The organism is Rhodococcus parequi, from assembly GCF_046042785.1.
Classification (GTDB): domain Bacteria; phylum Actinomycetota; class Actinomycetes; order Mycobacteriales; family Mycobacteriaceae; genus Prescottella; species Prescottella parequi.
Map to the genome: position 1 here is coordinate 93054 of NZ_JBDLNV010000002.1, position 22042 is coordinate 115095.

A 22042-nucleotide genomic window follows, 5' to 3' on the forward strand; every position below is an offset into this window, starting at 1 on the left:
CATCAAACGAACCGGTTGTGCTGCTTGCGCCTCCGGCCCCCCGACCGACGGTCTCCGGGCGCGCCGAAATCGGCCGTAACCTGGGGGCGACCGAGCCGAGAGGGAGATGCCGTGAACGCCACCGAGACCCCGACCGACCGCACGAGCATCGATACGACGGATCACATCCGCGCGCAGTGGCAGGCCCGTTCGATCGCCGCGCAGGCGCGCGCCGAGCAGCTTCGGCGTCGGCGGGTCCTGGTGGTCCTGTGCTCCGTGCTGGCCGCGCTCGGTCCGTCGATCCTGGCCGCGGCGATCGGTGTCCGTGCGGGTGAGGCCGTCCGCATTCTGCTCCTGACCGTCGTCCCGGTCGCCCTCGCGTGCGTCCTGCTGCGACCGCGCTGACGCCCGAACCGGACTATTCCGGAAAGCCTGTTCAGGTGTTCACATGACTCGATAAACTCGACACCACCGAACCCCTCTCCGCAGGAGGGCAGTGTGGCTGTCGAAGACCCGGGTGGGCAGAGCCAGATCGTCGCGATGCACATGAGCGACGGCATCATCGATGCCCCGACGTCGGCGCTGTTCTGGGCGGTCGCGATCGTCGGCATCGGTGTCGCGATCTGGCGGGCGCGAACGGAACTCACCGAGCGCACCGCCCCGATGGCCGGGCTGGTGGCGGCGTTCATCTTCGCGGTCCAGATGATCAACTTTCCGATCCTGCCGGGTGTGAGCGGACACCTGCTGGGCGGCGGACTCGCAGCGATCCTGGTGGGGCCGTACACGGGTGCGCTGTGCATCGCGATCGTCCTCACCGTCCAGTCGCTGCTGTTCGCCGACGGTGGCCTCACCGCCCTCGGCGCCAACATCACCAACATGGCGCTGGTGGGCACCGCGGTCGGCTACGCGGTCGCCGTCGCGCTGCGTCGCCTGCTCGTGAGGCGCGGCGACGCCGGTATCGGTGTTCTGTCCTTCTTCTCCGCCTGGTGTGCAACAGTTCTCGCGGCGTCGATGTTCGTCGTGGAGTACGCGATCGGCGGCGACGCGGTCACCTCGCTGCACACCGTGGCCGCCTACATGTTCGGCACCCACGCGCTCATCGGTGTCGGCGAGGGCATCATCACCGCCTTCACGGTGGTCGCGGTCGGGCGGACCCGCCCCGACCTGGTGTACCTGCTGCGATCAGAGCCCGACCGCACGAGAACGACGGGGGCGATGTCCCCGTGACGACCACCTCCCGCACCCGGTCCCGGTTCCTGATCGGCTTCGCGATCGCGGCCCTGCTGATCGCCGGTGTCCTGTCGTACTTCGCCAGTTCCAGCCCGGACGGCCTGGATTCGACCACGCAGCGCGGCTGCGACGTCGTCGAGGTCGACGGCACCGAACAGCTGGTCGGCGACTGCATCGCGCGGGGCGCGACGGATCATCACCTGTCGTCGTCACCGCTGGCCGACTACTCGGTTCGCGGCGACTCGGCCCTCTCCGGGGTGGCGGGCGTGCTGGGCGTCGTCGCGGTCTTCGTGGTGGCCGGACTGCTCTTCCGCGTGCTCGCCCGTCGCCGTCGGGAACCGTGACGTGTCGGGTTCACACCTCCACCCGCTCTACCTCGAGGGGTCTTCGCCGGTACACCGACTGCCGGCCGAGGTGAAGATCCTCGCCGCCTTCGTCGGTGTCTTCGCGGTGGTGGCGACACCCCGAGAGGCGGTCTGGGCGTTCGGGTCGTACCTCGTGATCCTGGTGGTGGTGTGGCGGCGCGCGGGAATCACGGCGCGCTGGTTGGCTCCCCGCATGCTCATCGAGGTCCCGTTCGTCGTGCTCGCGGTGCTTCTGCCCTTCGCGGAGGCCGGCGACCGGGTCACGGTCCTCGGGCTGTCGCTGTCCGAGCCGGGACTGTGGGCCGCGTGGAACATCCTTGTCAAGGGCACCCTGGGTGTGCTGGTGTCGCTGACCCTCGCGGCGACCACCCCCGTACGCGCGCTTCCCGCCGGGCTGTCGCGGTTGCGCCTGCCGGGCATCGTCGTGACCGTCGTGACGCTCATGCTCCGCTACGTGAATCTGCTGGCCGGGGAGATCGAACGGATGCGGATCGCACGGGTCTCCCGCGGCGACGATCCCCGCACCCTGCATCAAGTGGGCGCTGCCGCGCGCGGTGTCGGAGGCGTCTTCCTCCGCTCGTACGAACGCGGTGAACGCGTCCACCTCGCGATGCTCTCGCGCGGCTTCACCGGCACGGTGCCGCTGCACGCTCCCCCGGCCCGCCGCCAGGAGTGGGGCCTCGCCCTCGCCCCGGCCCTGTGTGCGGTCGCGATCACCGTCACTGCCTGGGTGGTGTGAGATGGCCGCCCCCGCAATCCGAATCGACGGTCTCGTCTTCGAGTACCCGGACGGCCGCCGGGCGCTCGACGGCGTCGACCTCGAGATCGCGACCGGTGAACGGGTCGCGATCCTGGGGCCCAACGGCGCCGGCAAGACCACGCTGATACTGCAACTCAACGGCGTCCTGGCCGCGACGTCGGGGGCCGTGCGGATCGGTGGCCTCCCCGTGGACCGCGCGAACCTGCGCGAGATCCGGCGCCGCGTCGGGGTGGTGTTCCAGGACCCGGACGACCAGCTGTTCATGCCGACGGTCGCCGAGGACGTCGCGTTCGGTCCCGCCAACTTCGGGGTGCGCGGCGACCAGCTCGAAGAACGCGTGACGGAGGCGCTCGCGCAGGTCGACATGGCCGAGCACGCGCAGCGCAGCGCCGGCCATCTCTCGGGCGGTCAGCGGCGCCGCGTCGCTCTCGCAACGGTGCTCGCGTGCCGACCCGACGTGCTGGTGCTCGACGAGCCGTCGAGCAACCTCGACCCTGTCGCCCGGCGCGAACTCGCCGACGTGCTCATGGGACTCGATACGACACTGCTGCTGGTCACCCACGACCTGCCGTACGCCGCGCAACTGTGCCGGCGGGCGGTAATCCTCGACGACGGGCGTGTGGTCGCGGACGGCGGGATCGAGCGCATCCTCGGCGACAGCGACCTGCTGGCGGCACACCGGTTGGAACTGCCGTGGGGCTTCTCGCTTCCGGCGTCGGCTCCCGAGCTCTGACGGACCTTCTGCGGACTCGTCGTCACTGGGCGCGCTCGACCTCCTACTCCCCGATCCCGGCCGCCGACGCCGGCGATCGCGCCAGCCGCGGATTGGTCTGCTGCAGTTGCCAGTCGGTCCAGTACTCGAGACTTCCGGCCTGGTCGGCGTCGAGGCGGTCGCACACCAGGTCCCAGTGCACCGCCACGCGGTCCCCGATCCGCAGGTCCGGGACGAAGGACCCCGCGCCGACGCTGCGCCGGGCGGGCCGGTCCTCGAGCGGGCCCAGGGCGAGTCGCCGGCCGTCGAACTGCAGTCCCCGCGAACGCACGGTGGCGGTGTGCGGGGTCAGACTCACGACGACCCCGTTGCGGATTCGGCACGAGTCCAGCACCTGCATCGGCTGCGGCATCCCCGTACCGAGTAGTCGCGTCCACGGGTACACCCCGAACACGTGGAACGCGTGTGTCGGCGCAGCCTCCGGCAGCAGATCGTCGGTGAGGTATTTCCAGTAGTGGCCGGCACGAGCCCCCAATCGGGACAGCAACTCCCGGCCGAAGTGCTCCCGGTCCACGGCGGCGGTCAGCTCGTTGCCGGTCCAGTAGCTGCGGACCACCCGCTCGTCGAGTGGGTCGTCGATGCCCGCGAGTTCGGCCACCAGTTCCTGGTACGGCCACGCCCCGCTGAACTGCCGCGCGGCCGCGTCCACGTCGGACGCGGCTCCGTCTGTTCCGCACGCCGCCGACTCGAGACTCGCCGCCCCGGCCGGCCCGCAGTACCCGAGTGAGTTGGGCGCATACGCGTACCGGGCGAACAGCATCCGTCCCGCGTCGATCCCGGTGGTCACTCCGGTCTCCGTCCCACCAGCAGCGCCGTCTCCCGGTGCAGACGTCCGAAGTTGTAGTACGCCGCGCACGCCCCCTCCGGCGACACCATGCACGTGCCGATCGGGGTCTCCGGCGTGCAGGCGGTGCCGAACACCTTGCACTCCCACGGCTTGATCACGCCCTTGAGCACCTCGCCGCACTGGCAGGCCTTGGGATCCGCGACCCGCACGCCCGGCATCGAGAAGCGCTCCTCGGCGTCGAACTCGGCATAGTCGGGGTGAATTCGCAGCGCACTCTGCGAGATGAACCCCAGCCCGCGCCATTCGAAATGGGGTCGCAGCGCGAACGTCTCGCTCATCAGCTTCAGCGCCTGCGTGTTGCCCTCGGGCCGGACCACGCGGATGTACTGGTTCTCCACCTCGCACCGGCCGTCGCGGATCTGCTGCAGCAGCATGTGTACCGATGCGAGGATGTCGAGTGGTTCGAAACCCGCCACCACCATCGGTTTTCCGTACACCTCCGGTACGAAGCGGTACGGCCGCAGCCCCACCACCGTCGACACGTGGCCGGGGCCGAGGAAGCCCGACAGCCGCAGGTCGGGCGATTCCAGGATCGCCTTGATGGGCGGCACGATCGTCACGTGGTTGCAGAAGATGCTGAAGTTGGTGACCCCCAGTTGCCGCGCCCGCACCAGCGTCACCGCGGTGGACGGTGCGGTGGTCTCGAAGCCGACCGCGAAGAACACCACCTGCTTGTCCGGGTTGTCGACGGCGATCTTGAGCGCGTCGAGCGGCGAGTACACGAACCGCACGTCCGCCCCACGGGCCTTGGCCTCGATGAGATTTCCGTGGGATCCGGGCACACGCATCATGTCCCCGAACGTCGTGAAGACGACGTCGGGCTGCTCCGCGAGATACATCGCGTCGTCGACACGGCCCATCGGGATGACACACACCGGGCACCCGGGCCCGTGCACCAATTCCACCGACTGCGGCAGCAGGTGCTCGATGCCGTGCCGGTAGATGGTGTGGGTGTGGCCGCCGCACACCTCCATGAACTTGAACTCGTCGTCGCCGGCGAGTTCGGTGATGGAGCGGACCAGGGCCCGCGCGGCCGCCGGATCGCGGAATTCGTCCACGAACTTCATGGTGCAACCTCCTCGGTGACCTGCTCGCTCAGTTGATGCTCGACGAGTTGAACGCGTCTATCTCGTTGACGTAGTCGGCGCCCATCTTCTGCACCTGATCGAGTGTCAGCGCGGCCTCTGCCTCGTCGATCTTCGCCATCGCGAATCCCACGTGGACGAGGACCCAGTCCCCGATGCTCAGCCCGTCGTCGGCGAGCAGACGCACGCTGATGGTGCGTTGGACACCGTTCACGTCGACCTTCGCCAGGTATTGCTCGGTGTCCACCATCTGCACTACCCGACCCGGAATGCCCAGACACATGGCCGGCTCCTTCCTCGCTCAACAGATCCGCGGCAGCGGGTCGCCGACGAGCATGTCGACGATCCGGCTGCCGCCGAACGCGGTTCGCAGGGCCACGATGCCCTCGGGTTCGGCGAGCACCTCGCCGACGATCGCGGCGTTCTCGCCGCCCGGAGAAGCCCGCAAAGCGGCCAGACCCGCCTCGGCCTCGTGTTCGGGCACGATCGCGACGAACTTGCCCTCGTTCGCGACATACAGCGGGTCGATGCCGAGCAGGTCGCACGCCCCCGCCACCTGCGGCAGCACGGGCAGCGACGCCTCGTCGAGGACCACCGCGAGCCCGGTGGACTGCGCCAGCTCGTTGCACACGGTCCCGACCCCGCCCCGGGTGGCGTCACGCATCCACCGCGTTGACGGCGCTCCGTCCAGCAGCGCGTGCACCAGTCCGTTGAGCGGCGCTGTGTCGGAACGGATGTCGGCCTCGATCGCGAGTTCGCCCCGCGCCAGCATCACCGCCATGCCGTGCTCGCCCATCGTGCCCGACAACAGCACCCGGTCTCCCGCCTGCACGTACTCGGGGCCCAGTCGCATCGTCACCGGCAGCGCGCCGATGCCCGCGGTGCAGATGTAGACCCCGTCCGCCGCGCCCTTGCCGACCACCTTCGTGTCGCCGGTGACCACGTGGACGCCCGCCTGCGCCGCCGAGTCGGCGATGTCGGCGACGATCTCCCGCAGCAGCGCGATCTCGAAACCCTCCTCGATGACGAACGCCGCCGACAACCACAGGGGCCGGGCACCGGTGACCGAGAGGTCGTTGACGGTGCCGTGCACCGCGAGGTTGCCGATCGACCCGCCGGGAAACTGCAACGGCTGCACCACGAACGAGTCCGTGGAGAACGCGATCCGCTCGCCCGCCGGCAGGCTCAGCGCCGCGGCGTCGCCGAGTTGCTCGAGTTGGGGGTTGCGCAGGGCCTCCACGAACACGGCGTCGACCAGTGCGGCGGACGACTTTCCGCCCGCACCGTGCGCGAGCGTGACCACCTCGTCGAGCAGTCGCGGCCGGCGCTTCCGGAAGGACGCGATGCGTTCGAGGACTCGGTCCTCGCGGTCGGCGGCCGTCGTCGGATCCGTCGTCATGGGCTAGCCCTCCTGTCCTGTGGTCGTCTCCGGTGCCGCGGAACCCCGCGACAGGTGTTCCTGGGCGGCCTCCCAGAGCCGGTAGCCGACCAGTGCGTGACTTTCCTGGATACGGTGGATGCTCTGGGAGCGGATCGTGAAGCAGTAGTCGAGGTCGTCGCTCACGGCCATCCGGCCGCCGTCGTGCCCCGCGAAGCCGATCGTGAGCAGTCCGCGCCGGCGGGCCTCGGCGAGCGCGATCATCAGGTCGTCCGAGTTGCCGGACGTCGACAGCGCGATCGCCATGTCGTGCGAGTGCGCGTGCGCGATGATCTGCCGGGAGAAGATGAGATCGAAGCCGACGTCGTTGCCGAGCGCGGTCACCACCGCCTGGTCCGCGGCGAGCGACCAGGCAGCCACGGGCCGTCCGCGCGCCGGACGGCTGAACAGCGACGCGAGAGTGGCCGCGTCCGTGGAACTGCCACCGTTGCCGAACGTGTAGAGCCGTCCACCCTGCGTGAAGCGCTCCGCCATCCGTGCGCCGGCCTCCCGGATCCCGCTGCCCCATTCCTCGATCGAGTCCCGCTGCAGCCGGGCACTTTCCGCCGCCTTCGAGCGGGCCGACGACGCGAGGTCGTCCAGCAGCGCCTCGGCGCCCTCCTCGTGGGCGTCGATGAACGGGTACAGGAAGTCCGTCTGCTCCGACTGCGGTCCGGGTGTGGTCACGACCGTCCCCCCTCGTTCGGATCCATCCGGGTGATGGCGGCCCCGCCGTGCACCAGCAACAGGTCGCCCTCGGCGACGTCGGCGACGAGCGTGGTGTCGACGCGCTCCTCCCCCGTCGCCGTGCGCACCAGCACCCCGTCGAGCGGGTCGTGCTGCACCAGTACCACTTCCGCGAGGCGTCCCTCGTCGCTGCAGGTGACGCACACGTCGTCCGCACCCCCCGCGGTGGCCACGTCGAGCAGGCCCGGGTGCTCGAAGCAGACGTGGGTGAGTTCCCACAGCAGGTGGTACATCAGCACGAACCGCCCGGTGGCCGGGACCATGGGGTCGTCGGAGTCGACCCACAGGATGTGGGTGGCGGCCCCCGCCTCCGGACGCGGCCCCGAGCCGATCCAGATCGTGTCGGCGCCCCACGCCGGGGCGCGCCGCATGATGTCGCGCACCTGCGGCTGAGCGGCCGACGCCACCGCGAGGATCACGTCGCCCGGCCGCGTCGCGACCCGGCACTGGGCCACCGGGTCCGGTTCGACGAGCGACACCGACGGCAGGGCCCGTTTCCCCATGATCACCGGGTGCACGAACTCGACCGCCACATGGTGCGCGTGCGGTTCCCACTGCGGCGACACCACCCACAGTGTCGCGCCGCGCTGGAAGCGCCGCGCCAAACTCAGTGCCGCGGAGGACAGGTCCGCGGACAACCCCCGGTCGATCAGTTCCACGGTGGTATCGCTCGTCGTCATGATTGCACCTCGTCGATCGCTTCCGTCCGACGCCGGGAGCGCAGCAGCGCCGCGCCCAGCGCCGCCTGTCCCAGCGAGAGTCCCCCGTCGTTGGGCGGGACCACGCGGTGGGTGAGCACCCGCAGTCCCTCCGCCTGCAGGGCGGTCCGAACCATCGTGGTCAGCAGCCGGTTCTGGAACACCCCACCCGTCAGTCCCACCGTCTCCACCCCCGACGTCTCCGCCACCTCGACGGCGAGTGCCGCCGTCGCGGACGCCAGCGCCCGATGGAACCCGAACGCCAACTCCGGCAACGTGGCGCCCGCACGCACCCCCGACACCAGCCCGGTGAGCAGCTCGGGCAACCGCAACTGCCCATCCACGACCCGCATCTCGATCGGCTCGGGACGCGCGGCGGTGCGGGCGATCGCCTCCAGTTCGACGGCCGCCTGCGCCTCGTAGGTGACACGGTGCCGCACCCCGAGGATCGACGCGACACCGTCGAACAGGCGCCCGACACTCGTGGTGCGCACGCAGCCGAGACCCGAGCTCAACTGCGCCGTCACCAGGCTGCGTTCGTCCGCCGCGAGGGCGCGAACGCACGGTAGGTCGTCCGCCTCGTCCAGCAGACCCACCTCACCGAGCAGCGCCAGCGCCACCCGGGCCGGGTTGCGCACCGCAGCATCCCCACCCGGCAGAGGGAACGACTGCACGTGACCGGCCCGGGTGGCGTCGTGGAGATCGGCGCCCACCAGCAACAGCTCGCCACCCCAGACGGTGCGATCGCAGCCGTAGCCGGTGCCGTCGAACGCGATGCCCAGCAGTGGGGTGCCGATCACGCGATGCTCCGCGGCGAGGGCGGCGACGTGTGCGTGGTGGTGCTGCACGGTCGCCAGCGCGATCCCGGTGCGTGCGCTGTAGTCCTCCGCCCAGTTCCGGGTCGAGTACCCGGGATGGTCGTCGGCCACCACCAGGTCGGGGCGCACCGCGTGCAGCGCCGACAACTGCGCGACGGCGGTCTCGAACGCGCGTCGGCTCTCGAGTGTCCCCATGTCGCCGAGATGCCCGGAGCAGAAGGCGAATTCCTGCCGGGTGAGGCAGAAGGTGTTCTTCACCTCGGCGCCCACCGCGAGCACGGTCGGGCCCGGTCCGTCGAGCAGGACCGGCAGCGGCGCGTACCCGCGGGACCGCCGGATCGGCTGGACGGCGCCGTCCACGACGGTGAGCACCGAGTCCTCGCACGGCACCGCGATGTCCCGGTCGTGCATCAGGAACACGTCGGCGATGCCGGACAGCCGCTGCCGCGCGTCGTCGTTGGTGAAGCAGAGCGGTTCGCCGCCCCGATTTCCCGACGTCATCACCAGCAGCCGCGGCGGTGGAACACCGCCCCCGGGTGTCGGCGCGAACAGCAGGTGGTGCAGCGGCGCGTACGGCAGCAGAATGCCGAGTTCGTCCAGCCCCGGGGCCACGGCGTCCGCGACCTCGACGCCGATCCTGGTGCGGAGCAGCACGATCGGGCGGGCCGGGCTGCGCAGTACGGCGGCCTCGGTGTCGTCGATCGTGCAGATCGTGTGTGCCGTAGGCAGATCCGCCGCCATTACCGCGAAGGGCTTGGCGGGGCGGTCCTTGCGCTCCCGAAGCAGCTCGACCGCAGCCGCATTCGTGGCGTCGCACACCAGATGGAAGCCGCCGATGCCCTTGATCGCGACGATGCCGCCCTCGGCGATCGCCTGCTGGACGACTCCGAGGACGTCGTCGTCACCGTCGATCCGGACGCCGTATCGCTCGGCGAAGATCCGGGGCCCGCACTCGGGGCAGCAGGTTGGTTGGGCGTGGTAGCGGCGGTCGGCAGGGTCCGCGTACTCGCGCGCACATCGCGCGCACATCGAGAACGCCGCCATGGTGGTGTACGGCCGGTCGTACGGAAGATCGGTGATCACCGTGTAGCGGGGACCGCAGTTGGTGCAGTTGACGAACGGATGCCGGTAGCGGCGGTCGGCGGGGTCGGCCATCTCGCGAGCGCAGTCCGCGCAGATCCCGACGTCGGGCGGTACGAGAGTGCGGGCACCGGGGGTGTGCAGGCTCGGCACGATCCGGAAGCCCGACGGGTCCGCGACCGGACCGTCCAGGTGCTCGACGGCCACGTCCAGCACCACGGCGAGCGGGGGCGCGTCGCGCCGCACCCGCTCCGCGAACTCCGCCAGCACCCGGGGCGGTCCCTGCGCCTCGACGAAGACGCTCACCTCGTCGTTGCCGCAGTGCCCGACCAGGCCGAGTTCGCCCGCCAGGCGTGCCACGAACGGCCGGAATCCCACCCCCTGCACCACCCCGCGCACGGTCAGCCGGTGCCGCTCCACTGCGACCCGGCCGACCTGCGTCTCCTGGACGGCCGTCACGGCGACGCGCCCCCGTCGGCCCGGGGCTCACGCGGCCGGCCCATCATCTCCAGGCCCGCCATCGCTCGCGCGGCGCCGTCCGCGTCGACCCGCTCCACCGCGAAGCCCATGTGGATCACCACCCAGTCGCCGGACGCGAGCACGGTGTCCTCGAGCATGCCGACGTTGACCTTGCGTTCCCTGCCCTCCACGTCGACCAACGCCAGCTGGCCACCGTAGCCCTCGAGCATCCGGACGACCCGTCCCGGAATTCCCAGACACATCGCTCAGCCCTCCGCCCCGACTCCGGCGCCGAACCCGGCGAGGACCGCCCGGACGGTGCCCACAGCCTCGGGAACCGCGCGGGACACCGGTTCCGACAGCCCCATTCCCTCGCCTACGTCGCGCACCTGGCAGCCGACGACGACGGTGCGCGGCAGCGTGCCACCCAGTGCGGCAAGGCTCGCGAACACCGACGACGGATCCATCGCGTGCGCATCGAGCCGCGGTGCGGCCTGAGGGTTCTCGCGGTCCACCTCGAACGCGCGCACCGCGCCGGGGGCACCCCGATCGGGGACCGCGTCGACGAGCACCAACCCGTCCCAGCCGTCCAGCAGGTCGTACGCCAGGTGCATGCCGCGGATGCCGTAGTCGACCGCGCGCACCCCGTCCGGCAGCGGCTCGGCCGACACCGCCCGCAGCGTCTCCGGGCCGAAGCCGTCGTCGCCGAGGAAGATGTTGCCGATACCCGCGACCAACACGCGGGGCGGCGCTCCGGCCGTCATCCGGTCACATCCTTCGCATCCTCAGGTATCGCTGCATGTCCGGGATGGAACGGATCGCGATCCACGCGCCCGCCGCGGCCACCGCGGCGAACAACACGGTCGAGACCATGCCCACTGTCCTCATGACTGACTCTCCTCTCGGTCGGGAGCCTCGCCGCCGACGGCGTCGAGCGGTTCCACCTCGTCGGGGGCGAAGTACAGGTAGCGGCCGTACCACTCGTGCAGTTCGGCCGCCGGATCGTCGACCAGCACGACACCGATGTGCGTGCCGCCGTCCACGTCGGCGTGCACGGTGGCGACGCGTGCGACCTGGCCGGCGAAGAACAGGTCCTGCGCATCCGCCCGCCGCGACGGCTTCAGTCGGACCAGGCTCCCCTTCGCGACCCGGATGCCGTCGACCAGCACGCCGTCGGCGGCCGGACGAACGCTGGTGTCGGCGGTGGGATCCCACCACGGGACGTCGTCGGGGACCTCGGGGACGAGGCCACCGGGCGTGACGAACGTCGGGGGCTCGAACGCCCGCGGATCGCGCAGCGCGCCGTGCAGGCGCGCCATCTCGGCGGGAGACATGTCGTCGCAGCGGTCGATGATCTCGGCGGCCCGCGGATCGGTGGCCCGGGCCTGCGCCTTCTCGTCATCGGTGAGCGTCATGATCCGCAATGTGAGGATCTCGTCGATCTCGGTGGCGTCGAACAGGTTTCCCCCGCTCTCCTTCGCCACCTCGGGGTGGTCGTACAGGATGATCGGGGACGCCAGGATCACGTCGCTCGTCCCGGGAGCGCCCGGATCCGGTTCGCCCGCGAGTACCGGATGGCACCGGTACTGGCGGCACCCGTCGACCGCGGGCGCGAACTCGGCGGGCGGATCGACGAGAGACACGAAGCGCGTACCGGTCGCCGACACGATCAGGTGTGCACCGATGAGGGAGTGCCGGATCGCGGTGTCCTTCGTCGCGACGTCGGGCCGGTCCACGGCGTCGAGCGTCGCGGCGTTGCGGACCTCGATCCCCACCCGGAGCGCGCCCCGGTCCGTCGCGGCCCCCAGACTCACCTCCGCGCGCACCGGAAAGCGTTGTCGCACCAGCCGTGCCGTCGGCCCCAGCTGTTCGACATCGCTACCGCCCGGGGCGGAAACGTCGACGGTGGTACCCGACAGCAGTTCCGCGACGGTGGCGGCACCGAGCGGGATCTCGATTTCGACGGCCTCGTCCCAACTGACCCATCTACGGCCGTCGAGCGTGAGTTCCGGAACGGACTCGTAGCCGGCGGGCCCGAGCGACTCGGCGGTCCGCACCTGCAACTGGAGGAATCGCAGCACCGGCTCGACGACCGCGTCGTCCACACCGCGGTCGAGCACGCACTCGACGCGCATCGCCGCGTCCTCGCCCACACCGCGATCGACGGCGCCGACCGGGCCCAGGACGCCGAACTGCCAGCGCGACTGGTTCTTTCCCGAAGTGGAGCGATACGGGTACAGCAGGTAGCCCTCGTACAGCACCGCGTCCGCGACGGAGCGCACCCTCGTCAGGTCGTCGACCCCGGTCATGTCGTCACCTCGCCCGCGCCGTCGAGCAGTTCGGTGACGGCCTCGTCGAGCCCCAGCAGGCCCCGGGCCGCCTTGAATCGGGCCAGCGCCGCGATGGTGTCGTGGTCGAGGCGCACCCAGCCGCTGGACGGAAAGTTCCGGCGCAGCACGTCCCGCCACACCTCCACCGGCATGTCGAACTGTGCCTCCCGGTCCCACGGGATCTGCTCGACGCCGAATCCGTTGGTCCCCTTCGTGAAGATCGTTCCGCTGAACAGGAAGCCGAGCGGAACGGTGCCCTCGTCGAGCGCGTGCAGGTACTTCGACGCCGCGACCTCGAAGTCGTACGTGCAGGGCATCACCAGTTCGGTGACGCACTCGCCGGTGAACCCGGGCACCATCGCCGTCGTGTGCAGCCACGGGAACGTCGACAGCGTCGTCCCCCAGCGTTCACGCGGCCCGAACAGATCCAGCAGACCGGACTCCTCGGCGGCGGTGTAGCGGCGGCGCCTCGGTTCGATCCTGATCTGGCACCGCAGCGCCAGCGCGTGGACCGCGGTGCCGGTGGTCTCGGCGATCCGCAGCCGCGCGATCAGGTTGGGGGTCACCGAGAACGGTTCGGCGCCGATCGAGAGCACCGAGAAGTCGAGGACGGTCACGATGCACCGCCCTCGGGTATCGCGACGCTGCGCCGCTCGATCCGGGTGAAGAAGTCGTCGAGTTCGGCGCGCGCGTCCTGGCCGCCGTCGAAGCCGCGCCAACGTCTTCGCAGCCTGCCCACCAGCTCGTAACACGCATCGATCGGCAGCAGGTGGCACTCGGCCCCCGCCGGGCCGCTCTGCGGGATCCGGATCAGCAGTGCCTCCACATCCGGGACGGCCGTCGCGAGCGCCGCGTTGTCGTCGAGCACCGCGGCCCACGCGTCGATGGGCAGTTCCGATTCGGTGGCCCCGGCCGGTCCCGGATAGAACGCGACGGTGCGGTCCTGGTCGGAGTTGCGGAAGAAGAAGGCCAGCCCCACCGGTATCTCGAGGGCGTCCCACCGCCCCGGCCCCAGCGAGAAGTCCGGGAACGACAGGTACCGCTCGGGCACCGCCCGATACTTCAGTTCCGCGCCCGGCTCGGCGAACAGCAGATAGCAGGGCCGGCACACACACATCAGCTGCCGGCCCGCCATGTTCACGACATGTGAGTGCTCGTCGGCGATCGGCACCGCGCACATCTCGCACCGCTCCCCCGCCACCTGCGCGGGGCGCTCGGCGGCGATCCGACGAAGCACCCCCAACGCCGATCCGCTGGGGGTGCGGCGACCGGACGACCCGGTCATCCCGTCACCGCCGCGGGAACGGCGACCGACAGGACGCCGTCCCTCGTGAGCACCGGCAGCGGGTCGAGGTGGCCCTCCTCGATGCCCGCGCCCGCACGACGAACGTCGTAGTGGGCACGGCAGCTCGGGCAGCGCAGCACGGCATCGTTCAGTCCGCCCCCCGCACGTCGCTGCATCGTGGTGCCGGCCATCGAGTTCCCGCACGCGGGACACCGGTCCCGGTAGGCGAACAGCTCGTCCCCGAGCCTGCACACCAGCATCGACAGGCCACCGACCGTGAACCCCCCCACCTCCCCGGCCGCGAGGTCGGCGAATTCCTCGGCCGGCAGCCACGTCCCGTTGCCGGCGGCATCCTCGCGCACGTGCGACATCAGCGAATCGACCGTGAACACGCCGGGGGTGGGCGTGGCCTCCCGGTCGTCGGTCTCCACCTCGATCGCCGCGGTCTCGGGGGCCGCGGCCTGCACCGCGCCCTCGACGGCGAGCTGCAGTGTCACCGCGGACGACGGGCACCCGTGGCAGCTGCCCAGCAGTCGCAACCGCACGACGCCGTCCTCGGACACATCCACCAGTTCGACGTCCCCGCCGTGCGATCCGAGGTACGGACGGACGCTGTCGAGCGCGGTTCGGACGCGGGTCTCGACGTCGTGCGGGTGCAGCCCGCTCACCAGCAGCACACTCGACACCAGTTCGTCGCGTGCGAGTTCGTCGACCAGACCCGGGGTACGCGCGGCGATCGTCAGCACGCGACCGAGTGCCTCGCCGTACAGGTCCACCACCTCACGGACGAGTTGCTCGGCCCGTTCGCGAGCCACCGGGCCGCCCGCCGACGCCGCGTCCAGCAGCGCCTCGATCCGATCGCCGGCCTGTCGCCAGCGATCGGATTCGTGCGTCTCGTCCAGGGCTTCGTCGTGTACCGACGACATCCGTCACCTACTCCCCGGTCATCGACTGTGTCGGCGAGTGGAGCTTCTCGAGCGTCTTCCCGTCGCCGAGGTACATGTGGACACCGCAGGGCAGGCACGGATCGAAACTGCGCACGGTCCGCATGATGTCGATGCCCTTGAAGTTGTCGCGGTTGTTCTCCTCGTAGATGTTCAGGTTCGTCACCGCGTCCTCGTACGGCCCCGGAATCCCCTCGGCGTCACGCGGGCTCGCGTTCCACGGGGTCGGCGGGTACGGGTGATAGTTCGCGATCTTGCCGTCCCGGATCACCATGTGGTGCGAGAGCACGCCGCGGACCGCCTCGGTGAATCCGCAGCCGATGCCCTCGTCGGGCACCTCGAACGTCTCCCACGTCTTGGTGCGACCGGCGTTGATCTCGACGAGCGCCTTGCGGGCGAAGTGCAGCGCCATCGCCGCCGCGTATGCCTGGAAGTACGTGCGCGCGCGGTTGCGTTCGATGGTGTTGCTCCACTGCGGGATCCGCCACTCGAAGCTCGCCGGGCCCTTGAGCGCCGTCTTCGGGAACTCGATCTTGACGCTGTGCCCGGTGGACAGGACCTCGTCGGTCTCGACGAGGCCGGCGAGCGCGGTCGACCACATCCGCGCCAACGCGCCACCACCGGTGTCGAGGGCCAGGTTGTCCTTGCCGTCGAACCACCGCGGCGACATCACCCAGCTGTACTTGTCCTCGAGATCGCGCTTCTGCGGCTTCGGGTTCGTGTGCTGGTTCCACGGGTGCCGCCGGTCCACCGGGTTGCCCAGCGGGTCGGTGGTCACGAACATCTCCTGATCGGACCAGTCGTCGTAGTACGAGGAGCCGAGCATGATGCGGATTCCGAGATTGATGTCGACGAGGTCGGTGGTGACCAGCTTCCCGTCGACGACGACGCCCGGGGTGACGAACATCTTCCGGCCCCAGTCGGTCATGTCCTTGTATTCGAAGTTGCAGACCTCGGGGTCCTGGAAGGCGCCCCAGCAGCCGAGGAGCGTGCGCCGCTCTCCCACGTGCTCGTACCCCGGCAACGCCTCGTAGAAGAAGTCGAAGAGGTCGTCGTGCATCGGTACGACCTTCTTCATGAATTCGATGTAGCGCATCAGCCGCGTCGTGTAGTCGGTGATCAACTGCACGGTCGCGACCGTGCCCACCCCGCCCGGGTACAGCGTCGACGGGTGCACGTGCCGGCCCTCCATGAGGCAGAACATCTCTCGCGTGAGCCGGCTGATGAGCAACGCCTCGCGATAGAACTCGCCCGTGAACGGGTTGAGGGCCCGCATGATGTCGGCGATGGTCCGATAGCCGTGGGCGTCCGAGTGCGCGGCCGGCGTCTTCTCGGCCTGAGCGAGCACCCCCGGATTGGTTTCGGAGACCATCTTCTCGCAGTAGTCGACCGCGACCAGGTTCTCCTGGAAGATGTTGTGGTCGAACATGTACTCGGCCGCCTCGCCGAGATTGGCGATCCACTCACCGAGGTGCGGCGGGCGCACTCCGTACGCCATGTTCTGGGCGTAGCACGAGCACGTCGCGTGGTTGTCGCCGCAGATCCCGCAGATGCGGCTGGTGATGAAGTGCGCGTCGCGCGGATCCTTGCCCTTCATGAACAGCGAGTAGCCGCGGAAGATCGACGACGTGCTGTGGCACTCGGCCACGGTCTTGTTCTTGAAGTCGACCTTCGTGTAGATACCGAGACTGCCGACGATCCTGGTGATCGGATCCCAGGCCATCTCGACCAGACCCTTGTCGTCGGTGGCCCCCTGTTTCGGCTCGGGCACTGTGGAAGTCATCGAGAAGCCTTCTTTCGCTCGGCGATCACACGCGTTCGCGCTACCAGGTACGGACGGCCCCCGTCCTCAACAGGCGCCCCGGTGCGCGCCAATGTGGTTCCTTCTCCAGCGTGCGTCCGGTGACGCTGCGCAACGTCCGGATCACCGACCCGTACACCTCGGACACCGAGCTCGACAGGATGCCGCCCGGGGGTTCGTCCATGAACGGCATGAACTTGTCCGGGAAGCCCGGCATGGTGCAGCCGATGCAGATGCCGCCGACGTTCGGACAACCCCCGATTCCGGCCATCCAACCACGTTTGGGCACATTGCATTTCACGACCGGACCCCAGCACCCGAGTTTGACGATGCACTTGGGTGAGCCGTACTCGGTCGCGAAGTCGCCCTGCTCGTAGTAGCCGGCGCGATCGCAGCCTTGATGCACCGTCTGGCCGAACAGCCACTGCGGGCGGAGCTGCTCGTCGAGCGGGATCATCGGCGCCTGTTCGGTCACCTGGTACAGCAGGTATGTCAGTGTCTCCGACAGATTGTCCGGCTGGATCGGACATCCCGGCACGCACACGATCGGCAGGCCGGCCTTCGACTTCCAATCCCACCCGAGATAGTCGGGCACCCCCATCGCACCGGTCGGATTGCCCGCCATCGCATGGATACCGCCGTAGCACGCGCATGTGCCGGCCGCGACGATCGCGGTGGCCTTGGGCGCCAGCCGGTCGAGCCACTCGCTCGTCGTCACGGGCTGCCCGGTCTCCGGGTTGTTGCCGAACCCGCACCAGTAGCCCTCGTCGTGCAGCTTCTCGTTCGGTATCGAGCCCTCGACAACCAGCACGAACGGTTCGAGTTCTCCGCGATCGGCTTTCCAGAACCATTCGAGGAAGTCGTCGGCGCCACCGGCGGGTCCGCACTCGAAGTCGATGAGCGGCCAGTGGACCGCGATCTTGGGCAGTCCGGGCAATGCCCCGAAGACGATCTCCTCGACGCTCGGTTGGCTGGCCGCCGTCAGCGCCACCGAATCCCCGTCGCAACTGAGCCCCGCGTTGATCCACAGGACGTGAATGGGGCCCTCGTCGGTTTTGTCGGGCTGCGACTCGCCAGCTTCCTGCGGTGCTTTCGTGGGTGTCGACATAACGGCCACTCCCCGGGGCTCACCGCCCCTGCGTCACCGGAGTCGACCCTCGGCCCACTTGCGTGACGCCCACCACAATTAAGGCGCGACAGCGGTCGGTCTGTCAACGCCGGACGATCATCCCTTCCGCCGGTCCGAAACCCACCCGTACCACCGCTCCAGTCCCTCGCCGCTGGTCGCGGACAGATTGATCACGCGCACATCGGGATTCACCGATCGCGCATTCCTTTCACACACGTCGGGATCGAAGTCGACATACGGGAGAAGGTCGATCTTGTTGACGATCACGAGATCCGCCACCGCGAAGATGTGCGGGTACTTGAGCGGCTTGTCGTCGCCTTCCGTCACAGATATAAGGACAACCTTGCCTTGCTCGCCGAGGTCGAACAGCGCGGGGCACACGAGGTTTCCGACGTTCTCCACGAACACGAGCGACTCGTCCGCGGGGCCGAGCACATCGAGAGCGCCCCGCATCATCTCGGCGTCGAGATGACAACCCGATCCCGTATTGATCTGAACCACAGCGCATCCCGTCGCCTCGATCCGATCGGCGTCGAGCAGCGTCTCCTGGTCGCCCTCGATCACGGCCACCGGACAGGTCGTCTGCAGTTCCCGGACGGTGCGCTCGAGCAGCGTCGTCTTGCCCGATCCGGGCGAACTCATCAGATTGAGCGCCGCAATTCCCCGGGTCGTGAGCCACTCCCGGTTGCCCTGCGCCAGCCGATCGTTCTTGGCCAGGATCTTCTGCTCGAGCGTCACGGTCTCGGTCGGGGCGTGATCGTGACCGTGCGCATGCCCGTGGCCGTGCCCGTGTTCGTGTTCGTGGCCGTGATCGTGATCGTGGCCGTGTTCGTGCGGGTGCGCGTGCTCGTGGGTCACCGCTCCCGCGGGTGCGCTGATTCGCGTCCCGGCCGGTTCGTCGAGCTTGCCGCATCCGCACGTCGCACACATGTTTCAACCCACTTCCATCGACAGGATTCGCAGTTCACGACCCGAGAGGACCTCGACGTCGGCGCTTCCACACGGACACAACAAGATCAAGTCCTGCAACGGGAAGTCCGACTCGCAGCGCCGGCAGTGCGCCAGACCCGGCGGCTCCTCGATGTCGAGCCGGGCGCCCTGCGCGACCGTGCCCTCGGTGACCAGTTCGAAGCAGAACTGCATCGCATCCGGCACCACCGCACACAGCCGGCCCACCTGCAGTCGGATGCTGTGCACGGTGCGACCGTCGGCGCGCTCGCACACCGCGTCGACGACGCTCTGAGTGATCGCCATCTCGTGCATCACGGGTCCGTTCGGACAGGGAATCGGCCCGTTCGGACCAAGCCTGTCGGATCACACGATAGGACGGGCCGCAGATGCGGAACAGGGCTTTGCCGGAACTGTCGTCAGCTCGCGTCGTGCTCGTGGAAGTGGGTCGCGCCGATCGTGTGGAGCAGTTCGTGGACGGTGTCGTCGACCAGCCGGTACCGCACGGTGCGGCCCGACCGCTCCGCCGCCACCCAGCCCTGCTGCCGCAGCAGGCGCAGCGCATGCGACACCGCGGTGCCCGTCATGCCGAGCGCGGCCGCGAGATCGGTGACGCAGATGTCGGGGGCGTGGTGCAGGCACAGCAGCAACCGCAGCCGGTTCGGATCGGACAGCAACTCGAAGCGTCCCGCCCAGCCCGCGATGTCCGGCGTCACGAGTGCCTGCGCGGCGCGTCGGACGTGATCCGGGTCGATGGCGGGAGTCTCGGTCACGGCCTCAGTGTAGGTCGGCGAGTCCGAATCGCGGCCCAACTAACGTTGAGGCGTGGTCATGCAACAGGCAGTCAATCCCGTCGACGGCATCGGCATCGCCTACCGGGTGATCGGCGACGGCCCGCCGCTGGTCCTCGCGCACGGGACGGCGCTGTCGAGCGCGATCTGGCGGGCGTTCGGGTACGTGAAGGCGCTGCGCGACGAGTTCCAGCTGATCCTGCCCGACATGCGCGGCCACGGCCGCAGCGACAAACCGCACGAGGCGTCGTCGTATGCGATGGATCTCGTCGTCGGGGACATCGTCGCGGTGCTCGAGGACCTCGGCCACGAGCGCGCGCACTACCTGGGCTACTCGTTCGGCGGCCGCGTCGGCCTCTCGCTCGCGGTGGCCGCCCCCGAGCGCCTGCGCACCCTCACCGTCGGTGGTGGCAGCAGCCGCCCGCAGGCCGGTTCGTTCGACAAACTGTTCTTTCCGGGCTGCATCGACGTCCTCGACTACGAGGGCATGACCGCGTTCCTCGACCGGTGGAACGCGCACCGCACCTGGCCGCTCGATCCCGCGACCCGGGCCGCGTTCGACGCGAACGACACCCGCGCGCTCGTCGCCTACCTGCGCCGGTCCGAGGCGGAGCCCGGGGTGCCCGACGCATCGCTGCAGGCGCTGGACGTCCCGACGCTGTTGTTCGTCGGGTCCGAGGACCGTCCCCGGCGGTCGGACACCAGGCGGCTCGCGGAGCTGATCCCCGGGTCGCGGCTGGCCGTGATCTCCGGCTTCGACCACGCCACCACCGTCGCCGCGTCCCCCGAGGTGCTGGCGGTGGTGAAGCCGTTCCTCGAGGAGAACGGCCTCAGCGGCTGAACGCGCCCTCGAGCCGGTTCCGCGAACCCGGATGGATCAGCCGGGCCGCGCTCACCAATCCGTGCTCGGACCAGGTCCGACGCCGGATCAGCAGGCACGGCTCGCCGCGCTCGATCTGCAGCAGGCGGCATTCCTCCGGGCTGGCGAGCACGGCCTCGACGACGTGCTCGCCGCGCACCAGCGGCGCGACACGGGTGAGGTAGTCGTTGGGCGTGATCGCGGTGAAGTCCTGGTCGAGGTAGTCCGGCGCCTCGGCCGGGTTCACCAGACGGTCCTCCACCTGGATCGGCTTGTCGTCCTCGTAGTGCACGAGCACCGAATGGAACACCTTGGCGCCCACGGCATCCCGGAGGAAGGCCTGTGAGTGGTCGGTCTCCTCCTCGCGCACGAAGATCACCTCGGTGCGGTGCCGGTGGCCCCGCTCCTGGATCTCGTCGGCGATGTTCTTCACCTCGAACAGCGGTGACGGGGTCTTGGTGCTCGCGACGAAGGTGCCGATGCCCATCATCCGAACGATGAGGCCTTCGCCCGTCAACTCGCGCAGCGCACGGTTGATCGTCATGCGGGACAGGCCGAGCGCGCCCACGAACTGGTTCTCGGACGGCAACTGGTCACCCTCCGACCAACGGCCCGAACGGATCTGCTCCGCCACCAGCTTCTTGACCCGCTCGTAGGCAGGGACGGACTCGCCACCGGCCTCGTCGAACAGCGCGGCCAGTTCCGCGTCGACGTCAACCACTGCCATCCGCTGCCCCTGTATCTAGAGAAGTCCCGCCGCTCCGATCGTCGACTCGGCCCACGAAGTCTACCGACCGGTGCGCCGCCGAAACGGTATGCCTGGTCATCGACTCATCGACATCCGAGTGTCGTCGACGGCGGCGATCCGGTACCGCCGGGCCCGGTCGAGGATCGCCTCGGCCGCGCGCAGGCGGGGCAGATAGCTGCCGTCGATGCTGTCGGTGCGGCGGTCGAGGAGGTCCCGGGCGTCGCGCACCTCCTCCGGGCTGGGCGCGAACCCGGTGTTGATCGCCCGCACGTGCTCCGGCTTCACGCAGAGCATGCCGCCCATCCCGGTCGTGATCGAGCGACGGCAGTAGGCGCGCAGCCCGTCCGCATCGGCGGCGAGGGACGGCCCGTCGATCGGCGCGGGCAGCCCGGCCGACCGACTCGCCAGGACCAGGTGGGCCCGCGCCCCCATCACGGTCGCCGAATCGTCCGTCGCCGCCGTGTCGTGGCGGAAGTCGCCGCTGCCGAACGCCAAGCGGGTCAACGAGTTCGTGCGGGCGATCGACACCGCCTCGAGCACCCCGGTCGCCGACTCGATCAGGGCGATCAGGCCGCCGTCGAAATCCCCCAGCGCGGCCGCGGTCGCGTCGATCTGGTCCGCCGACTCCGCCTTCGCGAGGACCACCCCGACGATCCCCGGGCACCGACTCGCGAAGTCGAGGTCGACGCCCCAGTCCGCGGTGGTGGCGGCGTTGACCCGGATCCACGCCCGCCCTCCACGCGCAGCCCAGTCGTGGACCTCGTCGCGCGCGCGGGCCCGGTCACCGGGAGCGACCCCGTCCTCGAGATCGAGGACGACGGCATCGGGGCCGTGGACCCGGATGCGTTCGTCGAGGTCGTGCGTGCGGGTTCCGGGCACCAGCAGCCACGAGCGCGCGTCCCGTGGAGGGACCGCCGCGACGGACTCGGAGACCTTGCGGGAGTTCACGA

Annotated in this window: 27 protein-coding genes; 6 read left to right on the plus strand and 21 right to left on the minus strand. The window is 69.6% G+C overall.

What is annotated here, in order from left to right; all coding sequences use genetic code 11:
• Positions 1-111 precede the first annotated feature (111 nt).
• From ABEU20_RS04615 to ABEU20_RS04635, 5 genes are all read left to right on the plus strand, one after another.
• Positions 112-384: an ABC transporter permease gene (locus ABEU20_RS04615; RefSeq protein WP_420163226.1), complete on the plus strand. Its 273-nt coding sequence runs from the start codon at positions 112-114 to the stop codon at positions 382-384.
• Between the two features lie 135 nt (positions 385-519).
• Positions 520-1206 (plus strand): energy-coupling factor ABC transporter permease, encoded by a 687-nt coding sequence (locus ABEU20_RS04620; RefSeq protein WP_420163898.1) that lies wholly within the window; start codon positions 520-522, stop codon positions 1204-1206.
• Positions 1203-1553, plus strand: coding sequence for a PDGLE domain-containing protein (locus tag ABEU20_RS04625; protein ID WP_420163227.1), 351 nt, complete (start codon positions 1203-1205; stop codon positions 1551-1553). The genes ABEU20_RS04620 and ABEU20_RS04625 overlap by 4 nt, the downstream gene beginning before the upstream one ends.
• A 1-nt stretch (position 1554) precedes the next feature.
• Positions 1555-2313, plus strand: a complete 759-nt coding sequence (gene cbiQ / locus ABEU20_RS04630; RefSeq protein ID WP_420163228.1) for a cobalt ECF transporter T component CbiQ — start codon at positions 1555-1557, stop codon at positions 2311-2313.
• 1 nt (position 2314) lies between these two features.
• Positions 2315-3067 (plus strand): energy-coupling factor ABC transporter ATP-binding protein, encoded by a 753-nt coding sequence (locus tag ABEU20_RS04635; RefSeq protein WP_420163229.1) that lies wholly within the window; start codon positions 2315-2317, stop codon positions 3065-3067.
• Between the two features lie 43 nt (positions 3068-3110).
• Here the strand turns inward: ABEU20_RS04635 and ABEU20_RS04640 are convergent, their stop codons facing one another.
• The 19 genes from ABEU20_RS04640 to ABEU20_RS04730 form a co-directional block, all read right to left on the minus strand.
• Positions 3111-3893: a DUF6390 family protein gene (locus ABEU20_RS04640; RefSeq protein ID WP_420163230.1), complete on the minus strand. Its 783-nt coding sequence runs from the start codon at positions 3891-3893 to the stop codon at positions 3111-3113.
• The gene (gene hypD, locus ABEU20_RS04645; RefSeq protein ID WP_420163231.1) at positions 3890-5020 is read right to left on the minus strand and encodes a hydrogenase formation protein HypD; all 1131 of its coding nucleotides are present in this window, start codon (positions 5018-5020) and stop codon (positions 3890-3892) included. The genes ABEU20_RS04640 and hypD overlap by 4 nt, the downstream gene beginning before the upstream one ends.
• Positions 5021-5048: 28 nt before the next feature.
• Positions 5049-5321: a HypC/HybG/HupF family hydrogenase formation chaperone gene (locus ABEU20_RS04650; RefSeq protein WP_420163232.1), complete on the minus strand. Its 273-nt coding sequence runs from the start codon at positions 5319-5321 to the stop codon at positions 5049-5051.
• A gap of 18 nt (positions 5322-5339) precedes the next feature.
• A complete protein-coding gene (gene hypE / locus ABEU20_RS04655; RefSeq protein WP_420163233.1) occupies positions 5340-6437 on the minus strand; it encodes a hydrogenase expression/formation protein HypE in 1098 nt (365 codons plus the stop codon).
• Positions 6438-6440: 3 nt separating this feature from the next.
• Complete coding sequence (locus tag ABEU20_RS04660; protein ID WP_420163234.1) at positions 6441-7142, minus strand: D-sedoheptulose-7-phosphate isomerase; 702 nt, start codon at positions 7140-7142, stop codon at positions 6441-6443.
• On the minus strand, positions 7139-7882 hold the full coding sequence (locus ABEU20_RS04665; RefSeq protein WP_420163235.1) for a hydrogenase assembly protein HupF: 744 nt from the start codon (positions 7880-7882) through the stop codon (positions 7139-7141). The genes ABEU20_RS04660 and ABEU20_RS04665 overlap by 4 nt, the downstream gene beginning before the upstream one ends.
• Entirely contained in the window at positions 7879-10257 is a 2379-nt protein-coding gene (gene hypF / locus ABEU20_RS04670; RefSeq protein WP_420163236.1) for a carbamoyltransferase HypF, read from the minus strand. The genes ABEU20_RS04665 and hypF overlap by 4 nt, the downstream gene beginning before the upstream one ends.
• Entirely contained in the window at positions 10254-10520 is a 267-nt protein-coding gene (locus ABEU20_RS04675) for a HypC/HybG/HupF family hydrogenase formation chaperone (protein ID WP_420163237.1), read from the minus strand. Before ABEU20_RS04675 ends, hypF begins: the two co-directional genes overlap by 4 nt.
• A gap of 3 nt (positions 10521-10523) precedes the next feature.
• On the minus strand, positions 10524-11021 hold the full coding sequence (locus tag ABEU20_RS04680; RefSeq protein WP_420163238.1) for a hydrogenase maturation protease: 498 nt from the start codon (positions 11019-11021) through the stop codon (positions 10524-10526).
• A 4-nt stretch (positions 11022-11025) separates the two neighbouring features.
• On the minus strand, positions 11026-11145 hold the full coding sequence (locus ABEU20_RS04685; protein ID WP_420163239.1) for a DUF6893 family small protein: 120 nt from the start codon (positions 11143-11145) through the stop codon (positions 11026-11028).
• Positions 11142-12566 (minus strand): hypothetical protein, encoded by a 1425-nt coding sequence (locus ABEU20_RS04690; RefSeq protein WP_420163240.1) that lies wholly within the window; start codon positions 12564-12566, stop codon positions 11142-11144. Before ABEU20_RS04690 ends, ABEU20_RS04685 begins: the two co-directional genes overlap by 4 nt.
• A complete protein-coding gene (locus ABEU20_RS04695) occupies positions 12563-13204 on the minus strand; it encodes a DUF6084 family protein (RefSeq protein WP_420163241.1) in 642 nt (213 codons plus the stop codon). Before ABEU20_RS04695 ends, ABEU20_RS04690 begins: the two co-directional genes overlap by 4 nt.
• The gene (locus ABEU20_RS04700; protein WP_420163242.1) at positions 13201-13872 is read right to left on the minus strand and encodes a DUF5947 family protein; all 672 of its coding nucleotides are present in this window, start codon (positions 13870-13872) and stop codon (positions 13201-13203) included. Before ABEU20_RS04700 ends, ABEU20_RS04695 begins: the two co-directional genes overlap by 4 nt.
• Positions 13869-14798 carry a NifU family protein gene (locus ABEU20_RS04705; protein ID WP_420163243.1) on the minus strand — a complete coding sequence of 310 codons (930 nt, stop codon included), beginning with the start codon at positions 14796-14798 and terminating at the stop codon, positions 13869-13871. The genes ABEU20_RS04700 and ABEU20_RS04705 overlap by 4 nt, the downstream gene beginning before the upstream one ends.
• Before the next feature lie 7 nt (positions 14799-14805).
• Positions 14806-16599, minus strand: coding sequence for a nickel-dependent hydrogenase large subunit (locus ABEU20_RS04710; protein ID WP_420163244.1), 1794 nt, complete (start codon positions 16597-16599; stop codon positions 14806-14808).
• 40 nt (positions 16600-16639) lie between these two features.
• The gene (locus ABEU20_RS04715; RefSeq protein WP_420163245.1) at positions 16640-17725 is read right to left on the minus strand and encodes an NADH-quinone oxidoreductase subunit B family protein; all 1086 of its coding nucleotides are present in this window, start codon (positions 17723-17725) and stop codon (positions 16640-16642) included.
• A 117-nt stretch (positions 17726-17842) separates the two neighbouring features.
• Positions 17843-18676: a hydrogenase nickel incorporation protein HypB gene (gene hypB / locus ABEU20_RS04720; protein WP_420163246.1), complete on the minus strand. Its 834-nt coding sequence runs from the start codon at positions 18674-18676 to the stop codon at positions 17843-17845.
• Between the two features lie 3 nt (positions 18677-18679).
• Entirely contained in the window at positions 18680-19009 is a 330-nt protein-coding gene (locus tag ABEU20_RS04725; RefSeq protein ID WP_420163247.1) for a hydrogenase maturation nickel metallochaperone HypA/HybF, read from the minus strand.
• Positions 19010-19113: 104 nt separating this feature from the next.
• Positions 19114-19467, minus strand: a complete 354-nt coding sequence (locus tag ABEU20_RS04730; RefSeq protein ID WP_420163248.1) for an ArsR/SmtB family transcription factor — start codon at positions 19465-19467, stop codon at positions 19114-19116.
• Between the two features lie 58 nt (positions 19468-19525).
• Between ABEU20_RS04730 and ABEU20_RS04735 the strand changes: the two genes are divergently transcribed.
• Positions 19526-20326 carry an alpha/beta fold hydrolase gene (locus ABEU20_RS04735; protein ID WP_420163249.1) on the plus strand — a complete coding sequence of 267 codons (801 nt, stop codon included), beginning with the start codon at positions 19526-19528 and terminating at the stop codon, positions 20324-20326.
• Here ABEU20_RS04735 and hutC read toward each other — a convergent pair.
• Both hutC and ABEU20_RS04745 read right to left on the minus strand, forming a co-directional pair.
• Entirely contained in the window at positions 20316-21071 is a 756-nt protein-coding gene (gene hutC / locus ABEU20_RS04740; protein ID WP_420163250.1) for a histidine utilization repressor, read from the minus strand. The two genes, ABEU20_RS04735 and hutC, sit on opposite strands and share 11 nt — an antisense overlap.
• Positions 21072-21167: 96 nt before the next feature.
• Positions 21168-22040 (minus strand): HpcH/HpaI aldolase/citrate lyase family protein, encoded by an 873-nt coding sequence (locus ABEU20_RS04745; protein WP_420163251.1) that lies wholly within the window; start codon positions 22038-22040, stop codon positions 21168-21170.
• Positions 22041-22042 lie beyond the last annotated feature (2 nt).